A 15,422-nucleotide genomic window follows, 5' to 3' on the forward strand; every position below is an offset into this window, starting at 1 on the left:
GATTATTTCTAATTATGCTTGTTCAGGTTTCTCTATAAGTAAATTATAAGTAAAAGCTGCAAAAACTCCACCTAAAATTGGAGCTACAATAAACAACCAAAGTTGTGAAAGTGCTTCTCCTTGTGCGAAAATTGCAGGACCAATACTTCTTGCAGGATTCACGGAAACACCTGTTATTTTAATTCCAACAATGTGAATCAACACCAATGAAAGACCAATGGCTAAACCGGCAAAACCGCCGTGTATGTTCTTAGTAGAAGTGGAACCCAGAATCACCATCAAAAAGATGAATGTGAAAACAAACTCAGCAACAAGAGCAGCCAGAGTGGTGTATTCATCAAGATAACCGGTTCCCCAGCCATTAGAGCCTAAAGCCCAAGGACCTAATTCAGCACCTGGATGATTGGTGAAAATAACATACAGAATTCCTGCACCAATAATAGCTCCGATTACCTGAGCAACAATGTAATACAGAGCTTCTCCTAATTTCATTCTGCCAGCCGCAACCATTGCGAGAGAAATAGCAGGATTAATGTGACATCCAGAGATGTGTCCGATAGCGTATGCCATTGCGACCACACTTAAACCAAACGCAAAAGAAATTCCCAGAAGTCCGACACCCGTTGTTCCATCAGCGCCAGCGATAACTGCACTTCCGCAGCCCATTAATACAAGAACCATTGTGCCGATCATTTCGGCAACAATTTTTGAAGTTGTTGATACCATTTGTTTTGTTTTTTTTAATTTTTTATTGAAACAAATCTAATAAAATTTTTTATTGATTGTGAATAATTCAAAAAATATTTGTTGACTGACAAAATTTCCAATTATTTTTGACATTCTTGCAATGGTTTGTTTTTTGAGCTAAACATTTATATAAATTTTTAAAATTATGGCTTTAAAATATTCAATTCTTGATTTGGCAACTATTGTCAAAGGCGATGATATTAATAAAACATTTCAGAAGTCTGTGAAATCTGCACAACACGCAGAAAAGCTTGGATTTACCAGATATTGGTTCTCTGAGCATCATAATTTCCCGAATGTAGCGAGTGCTTCAACTTCCATTTTAATAGGTCATATTGCTTCACAAACTACAACTTTACGAGTTGGCTCTGGTGGAATTATGTTACCAAATCATTCCACTTTGTCTGTTGCAGAACAGTTTGGAACTTTGGACGGATTATTTCCGGGGAGAATAGACCTTGGTTTGGGAAGAGCACCTGGAACAGATATGTTGACGGCAACTGCATTAAGAGGAAACAACTTCAATCCAAATTACAATTTTGAATTCTATATCAAAGAACTTCAAAAATATTTGTCTAATGAAAATTCTGAAGCAAAAGTAAGAGCGATTCCTGGAGAAGGCGCAGATGTTCCGATTTACATTCTTGGAAGTTCCACAGATTCTGCTTTTTTAGCGGCTAAGTTAGGTTTACCATATGCTTTTGCAGCGCATTTTGCACCTTCGCAGTTAGAGGTTGCCCTGGAAATTTACCGGGAACATTTTCAGCCGTCTGAGTTTTTGCAGGAACCTTATGTTTTGGTTTGTGTCAATATCATTGCTGGCGAAACTGTAGATGAAGCTCATTATCTTTCAACATCGCATTTCCAGGCGTTCGTCAATATTTTGACCGATCAAAGACAGCCTCTTTCACCACCAGATGAAACCGAATTGGCTGATATTTCTGATGAAGTAGCTGTTCATCTGAATAGAATGGCTGCCAAAACTTTTGTAGGAGATAAAGAAACTTTGAAAGAAAAACTTGGCAAATTTGTAAAAGATTACAAACCAGATGAGATTATCGTTTCAGGAAATATCTATGATTTTGATAAAAAACAAAGGTCTTACGAGATAGCTTCAGAAGTTATCAAATCACTATAATTAAAAAGCACAAACCGCAGTTTGTGCTTTTAATTTTTTATTTTAGAACATCAAATTCTATGGAACTACCACTGGAAACTTTGATTTCCGCCTTTTGATAATCGTCTTTAGTCGCCATATAAGGATTATTTAGAAATTTTTGCGGATTAATTGCCATCAATGGAAACCAAGTACTTTGAACTTGAACCTGAATTCTGTGTCCTTTTTTAAAAGTGTGCAGAACATCCTGAAGTTTCACATTCACGGTCGCACTTTTGTTAGGTGTCAGTGGCTCAGGTTTTTCAAAACTATTTCTGAATCTTGCCGGCATAATTTCGCTTCTTACCATCTGGTGATAATTGGCATATACAACGCCTGGTTTGTCAGGATTTGCTTTTTCGTCCGATGGATAGATATCGATTAATTTTACAATGAAATCAAGATCCGTAGCAGAGGTCACGATATTTAATTTGGTAAGGATTTCTCCAGCCAGCGTTATATCATTTTCAAGAACATCGGTTGTAAAAGTTAAGACGTCTGGTCTGTATGCTGCAAATCTCTGATCTTCGCTCATATAATTTCTTGGAGTAAAGCCATTCATATCTTTATAATTCTCGCTGCTTAGAACCGGTTTGTTAGGATCAGAAGTATATTCCGAGTAGGCTACTTGATTAAGAATATTCTTAGCTAATGTTCCTGAGTTATCAAGATAAAAAGTCACTTTCTGACTTTGTTTCGGAGGCCAAGTTTCAAACTGTTCCCATTGTTTTTTTCCCGTGTCAAACATATAAGCTTCCGGAAGTTTTGCTGCAGTTTTCGAATCTTCTTTTAGATAATGATGAAAGAATGGTTGCTCAATATTCCTTTGATAAAATGTGGATATGCTGTCGCCAAAATAGATGTCGTTATGAAAATGCTTTCCGCTGTCATAGTTCCATCCGCCGTGAGAAAAAGGACCCATCACAATCGTATTTTTGGCTTTAGGATTATTTTTTTCAATAGTTTTATAAATGTTGAGTGGTCCAGCCAGATCCTCCGCATCGAACCAACCGCCAACAGTCATTACTGCGTGACTGATGTTTTTAAGATGAGGCAGCAGATTTCTTTTTTGCCAGAACTCATCATAATTAGGATGATTTACCACCTCCTGCATAAAGAAGTTGTCTTTATAATATTTGTCCACACCATCTTTTAGCGTTCCCATATTTTTATAGAAAAGATATCCGTCGTCAGAAGTCGGTTTTATCATTTTATCTGCAAACCAAGATTCTTTTTCCGGCTTGGTTTTCTGCACGCCAAAGACAGGAAATGTTTTGAAATAACCCATTAAAAATGCACCATTATGGTGGAAATCATCGAACCAAAAATCGGAAATTGGTGCTTGCGGGGAAGAAGCAACCAATGCTGGATGATTTGCCAAAGTTCCTACAGCTGTATAAAATCCTGGATAAGAAGTACCATATTGTCCCACTTTACCATTGTTGTTTTGAACATTTTTTACCAGCCAGTCTACGGTGTCATACGTATCAGTACTTTCGTCCACATCTTTTTTAGTTTTGTGATCTACTTGCGGTGTCATATTCGTGAAAGTTCCTTCACTCATATATCTGCCACGAACGTCCTGAAAAACGAAGATGTATTTTTCCTTTTCAATAAATTTGTTGGGATTCAGTTTTTTTCTAAAGTTGTTCTCTCCATAAGGCGCGATGCTGTAACATGTTCTGTTCATGATAAACGGGTATTTTTTTCCCTTAGAAATATCCTTTGGAGTATAGATAATGGTGAACAATTTAGTTCCGTCTCGCATTGGGATATAAACTTCTTTTTTTGTGAAGTTGTCTTCGATGGGATTGGTTTGTGCAAAACCGAAACTAACTGTTATAACACAGAATAACACTAAGAACTTTTTCATTGAAAATAAATATTTGAATAAAATTAGGGTTTTTGAAGGAATTGACATTGAAAATTAAACAAAAGTTTATTGTTAAATAGAATGTTTATTTTGTACTGAAATCTGCGCCCCGGCTTGAGCGGAAATCCTTTTTACGCAACAAAGTGAAGTGAAAAGATTGGGAGCGGAAGACGGATAAAGGCGCCCAAATTATTTTAAATACAGACATAAAAAAGCCTGACTCATCAGAATCAGGCTCAGTAATATTTTTAATGTAATTTATAATCCAAGAATCTTGGCAAATAAATCTGGAACAATTCCCATAGAAAATAATGCTAGAATAATAACAATGGAAACAATGTTATACGTGATACTAGCTTTTTCCGTATTGTGGAAGTTATCTTCCTTATAAAAAAACATGGCGATAATCAGTCTAAGATAATAAGCAATACTTAAAGCTGAACCCAAAACTGCAACCAGAACTAGGAAGCTTGAACCACCTCCAATCGCCTGATTAAAAATGCTTAACTTTCCTATAAAACCAGCTGTTAAAGGAATACCAGCCATTGACAACATAGAAACAGTAGCAACAACTGCTAAAAGCGGTTCTTTTTTACCCAATCCATTGAAGGCTGCAAATGATGTTTCTTTCTTTATTTTTTCTACCCAAATCAGACTGATGAAAACACCAACCGTTGCCAATGAATAAGCAAATAAATAAAATCCTAAAATAGATGTGGAAAAATTATTAAGTCCAAAAAATATCAACGAAATATATCCTGCGTGTGATACAGAAGAGTAGGCGAGCATCCTTTTTGCATTGGTCTGAACTAATGCCATTACGTTAGCAAGTAATAAAGTAATAATCACAAAAACGCCTAAAATATTAATCCATTCTCCTGCAATACCGCCAAATCCTAAGGTCATTAATTTGAATAATGCAAAGAAACCGGAAATCTTAACTACAGATGCCATAAAACCAGTGATAAGCGATGGCGACCCTTGGTAAACATCAGGACTCCACATATGGAATGGTGCTAATGATACTTTGAAAGCAAGCGCAGACAGCATCAGGATAGAACCCATAATCAGCATCAGATTTTTTGGATTGCTGATGGCGAAATCGTGGATCACATACATATCAAAACTTCCCACACTTCCGTAGACTAATGCCACACCAAACATCAGAAATCCTGTAGCGAAGGCTCCCATAAGGAAATACTTCATAGACGCTTCAGTAGAGCGAAGGTCTGTTTTGTTAGAGCCGGCCATCACATATAATGGAATGGATAAAATCTCAATCCCGATGAATAACGTTACCAGATTTTGAAATCCGAAAAGAACCAATCCACCACTTAATGCAAATAGCATCAAAGCGTATAATTCGGACTGATGGCTTCTGTGATTGCTGAATGCAAATCCTCCCAAAAAGAACAATAATAATGTGATGATAATGGAAATCTTTGTAAATAAGGCGGCATTACTACTGTATTCATACATCGCTTTATACTGATCATAGAATTCACATTCGGGAAGAAAACTCACATACAAACCGATGATTAATCCCAAAATCCCAATGTATCTTGCGTATTTTCCTTTTTCCAATACACCGGAAAAAAGTACAAGCACTGCCGTGAGGAATAAAATTATAAAAACACTCATTTCTTTATTTGTTTCGTCGGAATCGGGAAGTACCGATGTCCGTTTTGAATTTTATTTAATTTCTCTTTTATCTTGTGTCAAGATTAATTTAACATCGATGCATAGATGAACTGTATAGAGCTCGTCACCATTTCTATTACCGGCTGCGGATAAACCCCAAGTACGATAACGAAAACAGATAAACTAGCCAATACAGAAAACTCAACTGAACTAATATCTTTTGTTGTAGCCAAAACCGCATCATCACCTTTTCCGAACATTGTTTTTCCATAGAATCTCAGCATATAAGCTGCTGCCAGAATCAATGTAAGTCCTGCCATTACTGTCATAATGAAGTTATAGCTGTAAACTGATTTCAATAAGATAAATTCACCAATGAATCCGTTGGTCAAAGGTACACCTGTTGATCCAAGAAGAATAATCATAAAAAGTATCGCAAATTTAGGAGCAACTTTAGCAAGTCCGCCCATCTGACGGATATCTCTTGTTTTGAATCTCTTATAAAGAATATCCGCACAATAGAACAATCCAACGACATTGATACCATGTGCAAAACTCTGTATCATTGCACCTAGTCCGCCTTCAAACGTCAGCCCGGTTCTCATTGTTACTACTGCTGATGAGAAAATCCCAGCTACAATCAGTCCAACGTGAGAAAGGGAAGAGTAAGCAATTAATCTTTTGCTGTCTGTGGAAATCATTGCGATAAGAGCACCGTAAATAATACCTATCACCGAAAGGATGATTACAATTTCTCCAGAAACTCCGCCAATGGCTTGTGGCGTAATAGGCAATAAATAACGCATCACACCGTAAACTGCCATTTTTAGCATAATCCCTGATAGCAACATAGATCCTTGTGTAGGCGAATAAGTATAAGTGTCAGGCTGCCAAGTGTGAAAAGGAAAGACTGGTAGCTTTACGGCAAAAGCAAAGAAGATAAACCAGAAGACAAAATTTTGCTCTGTTACACTAAGCTGGGCATTGTACAAGTCTGTTAGGGCAAAAGAAGCTGCCTGTCCTTGGTTATAAACATATATCAAACCAAACAACATAAATAGAGACCCTACGAATGTGTAAACAAAAAACTTTGTTGTAAACTTGATTCTTTTGTCTTCCTGTCCCCAGATGCCGGCGATGAACCAGATTGGAATCAAAGTGACTTCCCAGAAAATGTAGAACAACAGTCCGTCCAATGAGGTGAAAACGCCTAACAATCCAAACTGCATCAGCAAAATCAAAGCATAGAAGGAATTCGGGAAACCTTTTTTATCATTGAATGAAGACAGAATGATAATCGGAACCAAAATGTTGGTCAATAAAACCATTAGCATACTCATTCCGTCAACGCCGAAATTAACACTGCTTTTGATATAATTGGACCAAGGATAGGCGATTTCGTATTGCAAAGGAGCATCTACAGTTGGCGTGAAATCGAAATTTCCCAACATATAAAATGCAATCAGCATTTGTGCGAAGCCAAAAACCAACGCTATATATTTACTGGACTTATTGTTCCAGAAAAATAGTAAACCCGAACCTACTAGAGGTAATAGTAATAATGTTAATAGTAAATACGACATTATCTATTTCAATAAAAAGTTAACAATCAATACAATTCCTATGGCCAATGACATAATCAGCACATAGTTTTCCACATTTCCATTTTGCAGACGCTTTGCAGCTCTTCCGGAATCCTGAGCACCCAATCCAATGAAGTTTACAATGGGATCTAAAACTGCTTTATCAAACATTGCTGCAGCTTTTCCAGCTTCTTCAAAAGGTCTTACGATGCAGGCGTTATAAATCTCATCCACAAACAATTTCTTTGCCGACAGTTTTTCCCAACCAGTATATTTATCTTCAGGAAGAGCCATTTTTTTCTTATTTACATAGATGTTTCTAACAAAGAACCAAACCGTAAAAACCATTAGAATTGTTGCGACTAAAAGAATCATTTCTGTACCAAATGGAACGCCTGATAAAGTAGCTTCCATCTGTTTAAAACTTTCTGGTGTCAGAACAGGCTTCAGCCATTCCATCAATTTAGCATAATGTCCGTGACCGATAAAGTGCGGAAGATTGATAAAACCTCCAACTACGGAAAGAACAGCCAAAACGATTAAAGGTAAAGTCATGTTGGCAGGACTCTCGTGCAAGTGATGTTTTTGCTCTTCTGTCCCTCTGAATTCTCCGTGAAATGTTAGATAATACAATCTGAACATATAAATTGCTGTGATAGCAGCCAAAATGAATAGCATCACCCAATAAATCGGATTCTTAGCAAATGCTGCAACCAAAATTTCATCTTTGGAAATCATCCCGGAAAGTAAAGGGAAACCAGAGATTGCCAACGTTCCGATAAGGAATGTAGCGTGGGTAATGGGAATATATTTTTTCAAGCCGCCCATAAAACGCATATCCTGTTCGTTGCTCATTGCGTGGATTACAGAACCAGCACCCAAGAATAACAAAGCTTTGAAGAAAGCGTGTGTCATTACGTGAAACATTGCTGTGGTATAAGCACCTAATCCTAAAGCAATGAACATAAATCCAAGTTGTGAAACTGTGGAGTATGCCAATACTTTTTTGATGTCGTTTTGTCTGAGTGCATAGAAGCCAGCTAATGCTGCAGTGAGGAATCCGATGAATAAAATACCGTCTTGAACTGTTGGTGCTAATGTGAATAAGAAATTAGACCTTACAACTAGATAAACTCCAGCGGTAACCATCGTTGCCGCGTGAATCAAAGCAGAAACCGGCGTTGGTCCGGCCATTGCGTCCGGCAACCAGGTGTATAACGGAACCTGTGCGGATTTACCTGTAGCTCCAATGAATAAGGCTGCGGTGATAAAAATAATTGTTGTTCCATCCAATTCGAAGATAGAAGCGTTTTGAGCTACAGAAAGATAATCAATTGCATTAACGTTCGCAGCGATGGCGAAAATCCCGATTAGCAAACCAAGGTCTCCGATACGGTTCATAATGAAAGCTTTTCTTGCTGCTTTTCCGTAATCTTCATTCTGATACCAAAATCCAATCAACAGGTAAGAACAAAGTCCTACACCTTCCCAGCCGATGAATAAGATCAGATAATTGCTTCCTAGAACTAACAACAACATCGAGAAGATGAACAGGTTCAGATAAGTGAAAAACTTGTAGAAACCCTTATCGTGGCTCATATATCCAATGGAGTAAAGGTGTATCAGTGAACCGATTCCGGTAATAATCATCACCATCATTAATGACAGCTGATCTACCTGGAAACCAAAATTAACCTGAATTCCTGCAACTCTGAACCATTCGAATGCTTTTACGATGACAGGAGCACTCTCACTATTGAAATTCAGAAATACACTTGTTGTGATAATAAACGAAGCGAAAACTACCAAAGTTGCCAATCCACCAACGAAAATTTTAGGAAGATGTTTTCCAAAAAGTCCGTTGATCAGAAACCCGGCAAGTGGTAAAAGTACAATTGCGTAAACTAAATTCTCCATCCTTTATTATCCTCTTAATTTATTAAAAATACTAACATCGACAGACTTTGTATTTCTATACATCATCGCAATAATTGCCAATCCTACAGCTACTTCTGCAGCGGCAACTACCATTATGAAAAATACTAAAAGCTGTCCGTGACCATCACCTTTGTAAGCCGAAAATGCAGCCAGCAAAAGATTTACGGAATTAAGCATCAATTCTACACAGCCCAAAATCACGATAGCGTTTTTGCGCACCAAAACTCCTAAAACTCCGAGGCAGAAAAGAATCGTGCTCAGAATGATAAAGTATTCCAAAGGAACTTGTTGTATAAATGTATTCATATCCTATAAATCTTTTTTACCAATCAGAACTGCTCCCACAATACCCGCAAGGATAAGCACAGATGCCAGTTCAAACGGCAATACATATTCGTTAAACAACAATCTTCCCAAGTTTTTGGTCAGACCTACTGACTGGTCTACATTGTTAGTAACTGTTGTATTTCCAGTAAGACCTTTATAAGCACCCAACATCCCGATGAAAAGAATACTAGCTGAAAAAACTCCAATGAATTTTGGAAGGCTAGCCTTCTTGCTTTCGTCTTCTTTATTGAGGTTGAGCATCATCAAAATGTAAAGGAAAAGAACCATAATCGCACCTGCGTAAACAATGATTTGTACGATTCCTAAAAACTGGGCGTTAAGAAGAATATACATCCCGGCAATAGAAAACATCGTCACAATCAGTGACAAGATCGCATACAATGGATTTTTTGCAAAAACAAAATAAACGGCACTTGCAATGGCTAAAAATGCTACAAAGAAAAATAAAATCTGATCCATTACTTTACTGCATTTTTTTGTTTTTCGGACTGTCTTGGTGTGATATCAATCCTTTCATTTATTTTCTCTACTAACTTATCTTTTCCGTAGATAAAAGAACCTCTGTTGGTTTCTACATCTACTAATCTGTCTGTAAGATAAATAGCAGATTTTGGACAGGCTTCTTCACACATTCCACAGAAGATACATCTCAACATATTGATTTCGTAGCTCTCAGCGTATTTTTCTTCGCGATAAAGATGTTTTTCCTCTTTAGTTCTTTCGGCAGCAACCATAGTAATCGCTTCGGCAGGACAGGCAACAGCACATAGTCCGCAGGCAGTACATCTTTCACGGCCTTCTTCGTCTCTTTTAAGAACGTGCTGACCTCTCCAAATTTCTGCCCTAGGCTTATCTACCTCAGGATAAGGATAAATTGGCGGGCCTTTTACGATATTTCTCACAGCGTGCTTGAGGGTAATCCCCATCCCTTTGAATACCGCCGGAAGGTAGATTTTCTCTGCAAGGGTCATTTCCTTGTTCGAAACAACTTTTGATCTGTTAGTAAGTTTCATTTAATTATAGATGTTAGATGTTAGACATTAGATTTTAGACTAATCTTGTCTTTATCTTAAATTTTATATTCAATATTAATTTCCGAATGCTAAAATCAACGCGCCGGTAATCATCAAATTAACCAAAGCTAGTGGAATCAATGTTTTCCATCCTAGATGCATTAACTGGTCGTATCGAAATCTTGGAAGCGTCCATCTGATCCACATAAAAATCAGGATTCCGATAATTGTTTTTGTCAGGAATGCAACGATGCTTAATATTCCAGCGGCGTTTTCTCCCCAGTTTTGTGTAACCCATTCGATCCCGGGATAGTTGTAACCTCCGAAAAATAATGCAACCATAAATGCGTTGGAGATAAACATATTGACATATTCCCCAAACATATACAATCCTAATTTCATTGAGGAATATTCGGTGGAATATCCTGTTACCAATTCGGATTCACATTCTGGTAGGTCAAAAGGGTGACGGTTGGTTTCTGCTAATGCTGCAATGATGAAGATTAAAAATGCCAATGGTTGGTAGAAGATATTCCAGTTCATTCCGTCCAGAGAAATCAGTCCCCACAGTTTTCCTGTGGCCTGCGATTCTGTAATGACTTTTAGGTCAAGACTTCCATTCATCATAATGATAGAAAGCAATGCAAGTCCCATCGCCAATTCATACGAGATCATTTGAGAAGATGCTCGGATCGCCCCTAATAATGAATACTTATTATTAGAAGCCCAACCACCGATCATAATCCCATAAACTCCGATGGAAGCCATTCCGATAATGTAAAGGACACCAACATCGATATTGGCTACTTGAAGGTCAAATGAAGTTCCACCAATATTCAGGCTTTTTCCCCAAGGAATCACAGCACCTGTAATGAGTGAAATGAACATTACCAATGATGGTCCGAGGATAAAAAGAAACTTTTCTGCATTTGCCGGTGTGAAATCTTCCTTAAAGAAAAACTTACCACCATCAGCAAGTGGCTGTAGCAATCCGAATGGTCCGGCTTTGCTTGGTCCGATCCTGTCCTGCATCACGGCTGCTACTTTTCTCTCTGCCCAAGTGGAGTAGGCTGCGATGGTTAACGCCAGTAAAAATAGGGCAAGTACCAATATAATTTTGAAAGTAATTAATTCCATAATTGTTATTTGAATTTAATCAGACAAATGAATTCTAAATAATTTCGTTATCTAATTTTTCAATTTCTATTTCGTCTTTTAAACCGATTTCTTTAGCTTCAGGATTTTCCAGAACATTGTAACTGTCCGTTTTTTTCTCGTAATGATTCAGCGAGATTACAGAATGTCTATCGATATGTCTTGGGCCTTCAATGTTCCAAAGAGCAGTATCTTTTTTCTCAAAACGACATTCGTTGCAAATCCAATCTTCAACTTCACCATATTGGTCTTTTCTAGCAGTTACTCTTACCACTTCGTCTCCCTTCATCCAAAGTACGGCTTTTCCGCTACATTTTGTACAAGTACAAGTCGCATTGTAAGGTTTAGTAAACCAAACTCTGCTTGCGAATCTCGCAGTTCTGTCCGTCAAAGCACCAACAGGACAAACATCAATCACGTTTCCAATAAATTCATTATCAAGAGCTTTGTTCAACATTGTTGATATTTCTGCGTGATCTCCTCTGTAAAGAATTCCGTGTTCTCTCTTTTCAGTCAACTGATTGGCAACCAATACACATCTTGCGCAAAGAATGCAACGGTTCATATTCAGTTTGATGTTTGGACCGATGTCGTCTGCATCGTAAGTATTTCTTTCGAATTCAGTTCTTGTATAGGCAACTCCGTGCTCATAACCAAGATCTTGAAGATGACATTCTCCAGCCTGATCACAAATAGGACAATCCAATGGGTGATTTACCAAAAGGAATTCTGTAACCGCCTTTCTACCTTCCTGTGCTTTTTCAGAAGTCAGGTTTTTCACTTCCATTCCGTCCATAACACCGGTTCTACAGCTAGCAACCAATTTTGGCATTGGTCTCGGATCCGCTTCAGAACCTTTAGAAACCTCTACAAGACAAGTTCTACATCTACCGCCACTTGTTTCCAATTTGCTGTAATAGCACATTGCAGGTGGAACAGATTTTCCTCCGATTTGTCTTGCCGCTTCCAAGATAGAAGTGCCAGGCAAAACTTCGGTAGTGTGTCCGTCTATGGTTACTTTAAATTTTTTGACTTCTTCGCTCATATCTTATGCTTTTGGCTATATGCATTCAGCAATAGTCTATTTTTAATTTTTTATTTTTCTATTAAATACGTATCCGATTCCAAAATTGATTTGGTAGAATACAAAGTCCTGGCTGGCTTTATCAGGTTTATTATTAAGAGTAGTCTTGATATCCGGCATATTGATATACCCGAATTTTCCTTCTACTCTTGCCATCCAATGATTCCAGAAAACAGCATTAATACTAGTCCTCGCATCCAATCCGAATCCTGCTAAATGGTATCTGTCACTTCTTTCGTTTCCAAAAAGTTTAACATTACTTTTAGGCATCAGAGCACCAATTCCGCCTCCGTAAGCCCAAAACATATTAAAATCTTTTTTGGATAATACGTTTTTGTATTTTTCCAGACCTAGATTGATATAATTAAGTCCATCGGTATGTTCAAATGTCAAAAATTGCTCATCCGATAAATCAACCTGACCGTTTTGAACCATTCCTGCATAAGTTGGGTCTGAAATATGTCCATCAATATTTACCGTCTGATTCTGGTCCATTACATATTTCATATGGTCTTGTGCGATTACAAGAGCCCAATTATCCTTAATAAAATAAGCCAATCTAAAATTGAACTGCGGAATCGAAAGTCTGGTTGGATCGATGTAAGCCATACTTAACTCGGAAGGTCTGTCGTGAGCTACCACATTGTTCAATGTAAAGTCATAACCGTTTCCTTTAAATCTAATATCAGAATCGCTAAATCCGGCTCTGTTCCAACCCCAATATACGAACATTGTTCCCTTGGAAAGCTTAGATTGGTTATATCCGGAATTATCAACTGTGTCTTGATTTTGTCCAAACAACATTGTTGTTCCTACAAAAAATACAAAAACTATTTCAAAGAACTTCTTCATTATTTCTAGTGAATTTGAAAAAACAAATTCTATTCAATCTTTATTTAACTGTTACTAACAACCGGAATAGGGTCTGCATAATTTGCTATTCCATAATTTTGAGTCTGGCTCAACTCAGGATTGTTAACATGCCATTCGAACTCATCTCTGAAGTGTCTGATGGCTGCCGCAACCGGCCAAGCTGCTGCGTCTCCCAAAGGACAAATAGTATTACCTTCGATTTTTCGCTGGATGTCCCAAAGCAAATCGATGTCTTCCATTTTTCCTTCTCCTTTTTCTATTTTTTTCAAGATTTTATACATCCAACCCGTTCCTTCACGGCAAGGTGTACATTGTCCACAACTCTCGTGGTTATAGAATCTTGCAAGAGTCATTGTATGATTGACCACACATTGATCTTCATCCAAAACAATAAATCCTCCTGAACCCATCATTGTTCCGGTAGCAAAACCACCGTCAGCAAGAGATTCATAATTCATATATCTTGGTTCACCATTGATGGTTTTTAGTAATAAATTGGCTGGGACAATTGGAACAGAACTTCCACCAGGAATACAAGCTTTCAGCTTTTTACCATTTGGGATTCCGCCACAATATTCATCAGAATAAATAAATTCTTCAACCGTAATCGTCATATCAATTTCATAAACGCCTGGTTTGTTGATATTACCACAAGCAGAAATCAATTTAGTTCCTGTTGACCTTCCTACACCAATTTTGGCATATTCAGCACCACCAATTTCGATGATTGGAACAACCGCAGCGATAGACTCTACATTATTAACAACCGTTGGTCTTTCCCAAAGTCCTTTTACAGCTGGGAAAGGTGGCTTCAATCTTGGATTTCCTCTTCTTCCTTCAAGAGATTCAAGAAGAGCCGTTTCTTCACCGCAAATGTAAGCACCAGCACCTCTCTGGACATAAATCTCCAAATCGAAACCAGTTCCTAAGATATTTTTTCCAAGAAATCCTGCAGCTTTCGCTTCTTCGATGGCTTCTTCCAAAATATCCGGAATCCAAGAATATTCTCCTCTTATATATATATAGGATGTATTGGAACCTAAAGTGTAAGATGAAATTAACATTCCTTCAATCAAAAGATGAGGAAGAAACTCCATTAGATATCTGTCTTTGAAAGTCCCTGGTTCAGATTCATCAGCATTCACTACCAAATGTCTTGGAACACCTTCTGGCTTAGCGAGGAAACTCCACTTCATTCCTGTCGGGAAACCAGCGCCTCCACGACCACGAAGTCCGGAAGTTTTAACTTCTTCCAAGATTTCTGCAGGTTTCATTTTAAGAGCTTTTTCCGCTGCTTCGTAACCACCGTGTTTACGGTAAGTCTCGAAATAACGAATTCCCTCTATATGTGCATTTTTAAGTAAAAGTTTTTTACTCATCGTTTATAAAAGCTTATAGCAATTGGCTTATGGCTTTTTGCTTAGTTATTATCTCAATTAATTATTAACCTAAATCAATCGCTCCTTGTCTGCAGAGATCGATAATTTCGTCAACTTTTTCTATTGTCAAATTTTCGTGGTAGAATTTCCCCAACTGCATCATTGGTGCATATCCGCAAGCTCCTAGACATTCGGCAGGCTTCAAAGTAAATAATCCGTCTTCAGAAGTTCCACCGTCTTTGATGTTTAGTTTTGTGCGAATGTGGTTAAGGATATTATCGCTTCCATTTAACATACAAGGTCCAGTTCTGCATACTTCCAAAACATATTTGCCAACTGGCTTCATATTAAACATCGTATAGAATGTTGCCACTTCATACACTTCAATCGGAGTAATGTTTAACAGTTCAGCTACATAATCCATAACTGGAACAGCCAACCAGCCTCCAAATTCTTTCTGTGCAATATGCAATACCGGAATCAAAGCAGATTTTTGTCTGCCTTCTGGATATCTTGCAATTATTTTATGAACCTGTTCTAAGCTTTCAGGTTTAAAAGCAATTGTTTCGCTCATATTTAAAGATTTTAGATTTTAGATTTTAGATTTTAGATGAAAATCGTAGTTCTAAAAA

The 15,422-nt window shown here is 37.7% G+C and carries 14 protein-coding genes; 1 reads left to right on the forward strand and 13 read right to left on the reverse strand.

Features of this window, described 5'->3' with window-relative positions; translation table 11 throughout:
- Positions 1-12 precede the first annotated feature (12 nt).
- Positions 13-726, reverse strand: a complete 714-nt coding sequence (aqpZ, locus tag EGH73_RS04700; RefSeq protein ID WP_123280897.1) for an aquaporin Z — start codon at positions 724-726, stop codon at positions 13-15.
- A gap of 166 nt (positions 727-892) precedes the next feature.
- On the opposite strand from aqpZ, the gene EGH73_RS04705 reads away from it, so the two are divergent.
- A complete protein-coding gene (locus tag EGH73_RS04705) occupies positions 893-1,885 on the forward strand; it encodes an LLM class flavin-dependent oxidoreductase (protein WP_123280898.1) in 993 nt (330 codons plus the stop codon).
- A 37-nt stretch (positions 1,886-1,922) separates the two neighbouring features.
- Here EGH73_RS04705 and EGH73_RS04710 read toward each other — a convergent pair whose 3' ends face one another.
- From EGH73_RS04710 to EGH73_RS04765, 12 genes are all read right to left on the reverse strand, one after another.
- Positions 1,923-3,776 (reverse strand): CocE/NonD family hydrolase, encoded by a 1,854-nt coding sequence (locus tag EGH73_RS04710; protein WP_123280997.1) that lies wholly within the window; start codon positions 3,774-3,776, stop codon positions 1,923-1,925.
- Positions 3,777-4,034: 258 nt separating this feature from the next.
- A complete protein-coding gene (locus EGH73_RS04715; protein WP_123280899.1) occupies positions 4,035-5,417 on the reverse strand; it encodes an NADH-quinone oxidoreductase subunit N in 1,383 nt (460 codons plus the stop codon).
- Between the two features lie 83 nt (positions 5,418-5,500).
- Positions 5,501-7,000 (reverse strand): complex I subunit 4 family protein, encoded by a 1,500-nt coding sequence (locus tag EGH73_RS04720; protein WP_123280900.1) that lies wholly within the window; start codon positions 6,998-7,000, stop codon positions 5,501-5,503.
- Between the two features lie 3 nt (positions 7,001-7,003).
- A complete protein-coding gene (gene nuoL, locus EGH73_RS04725; protein WP_123280901.1) occupies positions 7,004-8,917 on the reverse strand; it encodes an NADH-quinone oxidoreductase subunit L in 1,914 nt (637 codons plus the stop codon).
- Between the two features lie 6 nt (positions 8,918-8,923).
- Complete coding sequence (gene nuoK, locus EGH73_RS04730; RefSeq protein WP_089767640.1) at positions 8,924-9,244, reverse strand: NADH-quinone oxidoreductase subunit NuoK; 321 nt, start codon at positions 9,242-9,244, stop codon at positions 8,924-8,926.
- Between the two features lie 3 nt (positions 9,245-9,247).
- Positions 9,248-9,745 (reverse strand): NADH-quinone oxidoreductase subunit J family protein, encoded by a 498-nt coding sequence (locus EGH73_RS04735; RefSeq protein WP_089767642.1) that lies wholly within the window; start codon positions 9,743-9,745, stop codon positions 9,248-9,250.
- Entirely contained in the window at positions 9,745-10,299 is a 555-nt protein-coding gene (locus tag EGH73_RS04740; protein ID WP_123280902.1) for a NuoI/complex I 23 kDa subunit family protein, read from the reverse strand. The genes EGH73_RS04735 and EGH73_RS04740 overlap by 1 nt, the downstream gene beginning before the upstream one ends.
- A gap of 75 nt (positions 10,300-10,374) precedes the next feature.
- Complete coding sequence (gene nuoH, locus EGH73_RS04745; protein ID WP_089767645.1) at positions 10,375-11,436, reverse strand: NADH-quinone oxidoreductase subunit NuoH; 1,062 nt, start codon at positions 11,434-11,436, stop codon at positions 10,375-10,377.
- 34 nt (positions 11,437-11,470) lie between these two features.
- A complete protein-coding gene (locus EGH73_RS04750; protein ID WP_089767647.1) occupies positions 11,471-12,499 on the reverse strand; it encodes a 2Fe-2S iron-sulfur cluster-binding protein in 1,029 nt (342 codons plus the stop codon).
- A gap of 42 nt (positions 12,500-12,541) precedes the next feature.
- Entirely contained in the window at positions 12,542-13,390 is an 849-nt protein-coding gene (locus EGH73_RS04755; protein ID WP_123280903.1) for a hypothetical protein, read from the reverse strand.
- Positions 13,391-13,434: 44 nt separating this feature from the next.
- Entirely contained in the window at positions 13,435-14,790 is a 1,356-nt protein-coding gene (nuoF, locus tag EGH73_RS04760) for an NADH-quinone oxidoreductase subunit NuoF (RefSeq protein WP_123280904.1), read from the reverse strand.
- 64 nt (positions 14,791-14,854) lie between these two features.
- On the reverse strand, positions 14,855-15,364 hold the full coding sequence (locus EGH73_RS04765) for an NADH-quinone oxidoreductase subunit NuoE family protein (protein ID WP_089767652.1): 510 nt from the start codon (positions 15,362-15,364) through the stop codon (positions 14,855-14,857).
- Positions 15,365-15,422: the final 58 nt, after the last annotated feature.

It is taken from the genome of Epilithonimonas hominis, assembly GCF_003730015.1.
GTDB classification, from domain to species: domain Bacteria; phylum Bacteroidota; class Bacteroidia; order Flavobacteriales; family Weeksellaceae; genus Epilithonimonas; species Epilithonimonas hominis.

What these genes read in the sequence shown, in the direction of transcription:
- aqpZ (WP_123280897.1), bottom strand. Translation starts at nt 726, where the DNA reads ATGGTATCAACAACTTCAAAAATTGTTGCCGAAATGATCGGCACAATG.
- EGH73_RS04705 (WP_123280898.1), top strand. Translation starts at nt 893, where the DNA reads ATGGCTTTAAAATATTCAATTCTTGATTTGGCAACTATTGTCAAAGGC.
- EGH73_RS04710 (WP_123280997.1), bottom strand. Translation starts at nt 3,776, where the DNA reads ATGAAAAAGTTCTTAGTGTTATTCTGTGTTATAACAGTTAGTTTCGGT.
- EGH73_RS04715 (WP_123280899.1), bottom strand. Translation starts at nt 5,417, where the DNA reads ATGAGTGTTTTTATAATTTTATTCCTCACGGCAGTGCTTGTACTTTTT.
- EGH73_RS04720 (WP_123280900.1), bottom strand. Translation starts at nt 7,000, where the DNA reads ATGTCGTATTTACTATTAACATTATTACTATTACCTCTAGTAGGTTCG.
- nuoL (WP_123280901.1), bottom strand. Translation starts at nt 8,917, where the DNA reads ATGGAGAATTTAGTTTACGCAATTGTACTTTTACCACTTGCCGGGTTT.
- nuoK (WP_089767640.1), bottom strand. Translation starts at nt 9,244, where the DNA reads ATGAATACATTTATACAACAAGTTCCTTTGGAATACTTTATCATTCTG.
- EGH73_RS04735 (WP_089767642.1), bottom strand. Translation starts at nt 9,745, where the DNA reads ATGGATCAGATTTTATTTTTCTTTGTAGCATTTTTAGCCATTGCAAGT.
- EGH73_RS04740 (WP_123280902.1), bottom strand. Translation starts at nt 10,299, where the DNA reads ATGAAACTTACTAACAGATCAAAAGTTGTTTCGAACAAGGAAATGACC.
- nuoH (WP_089767645.1), bottom strand. Translation starts at nt 11,436, where the DNA reads ATGGAATTAATTACTTTCAAAATTATATTGGTACTTGCCCTATTTTTA.
- EGH73_RS04750 (WP_089767647.1), bottom strand. Translation starts at nt 12,499, where the DNA reads ATGAGCGAAGAAGTCAAAAAATTTAAAGTAACCATAGACGGACACACT.
- EGH73_RS04755 (WP_123280903.1), bottom strand. Translation starts at nt 13,390, where the DNA reads ATGAAGAAGTTCTTTGAAATAGTTTTTGTATTTTTTGTAGGAACAACA.
- nuoF (WP_123280904.1), bottom strand. Translation starts at nt 14,790, where the DNA reads ATGAGTAAAAAACTTTTACTTAAAAATGCACATATAGAGGGAATTCGT.
- EGH73_RS04765 (WP_089767652.1), bottom strand. Translation starts at nt 15,364, where the DNA reads ATGAGCGAAACAATTGCTTTTAAACCTGAAAGCTTAGAACAGGTTCAT.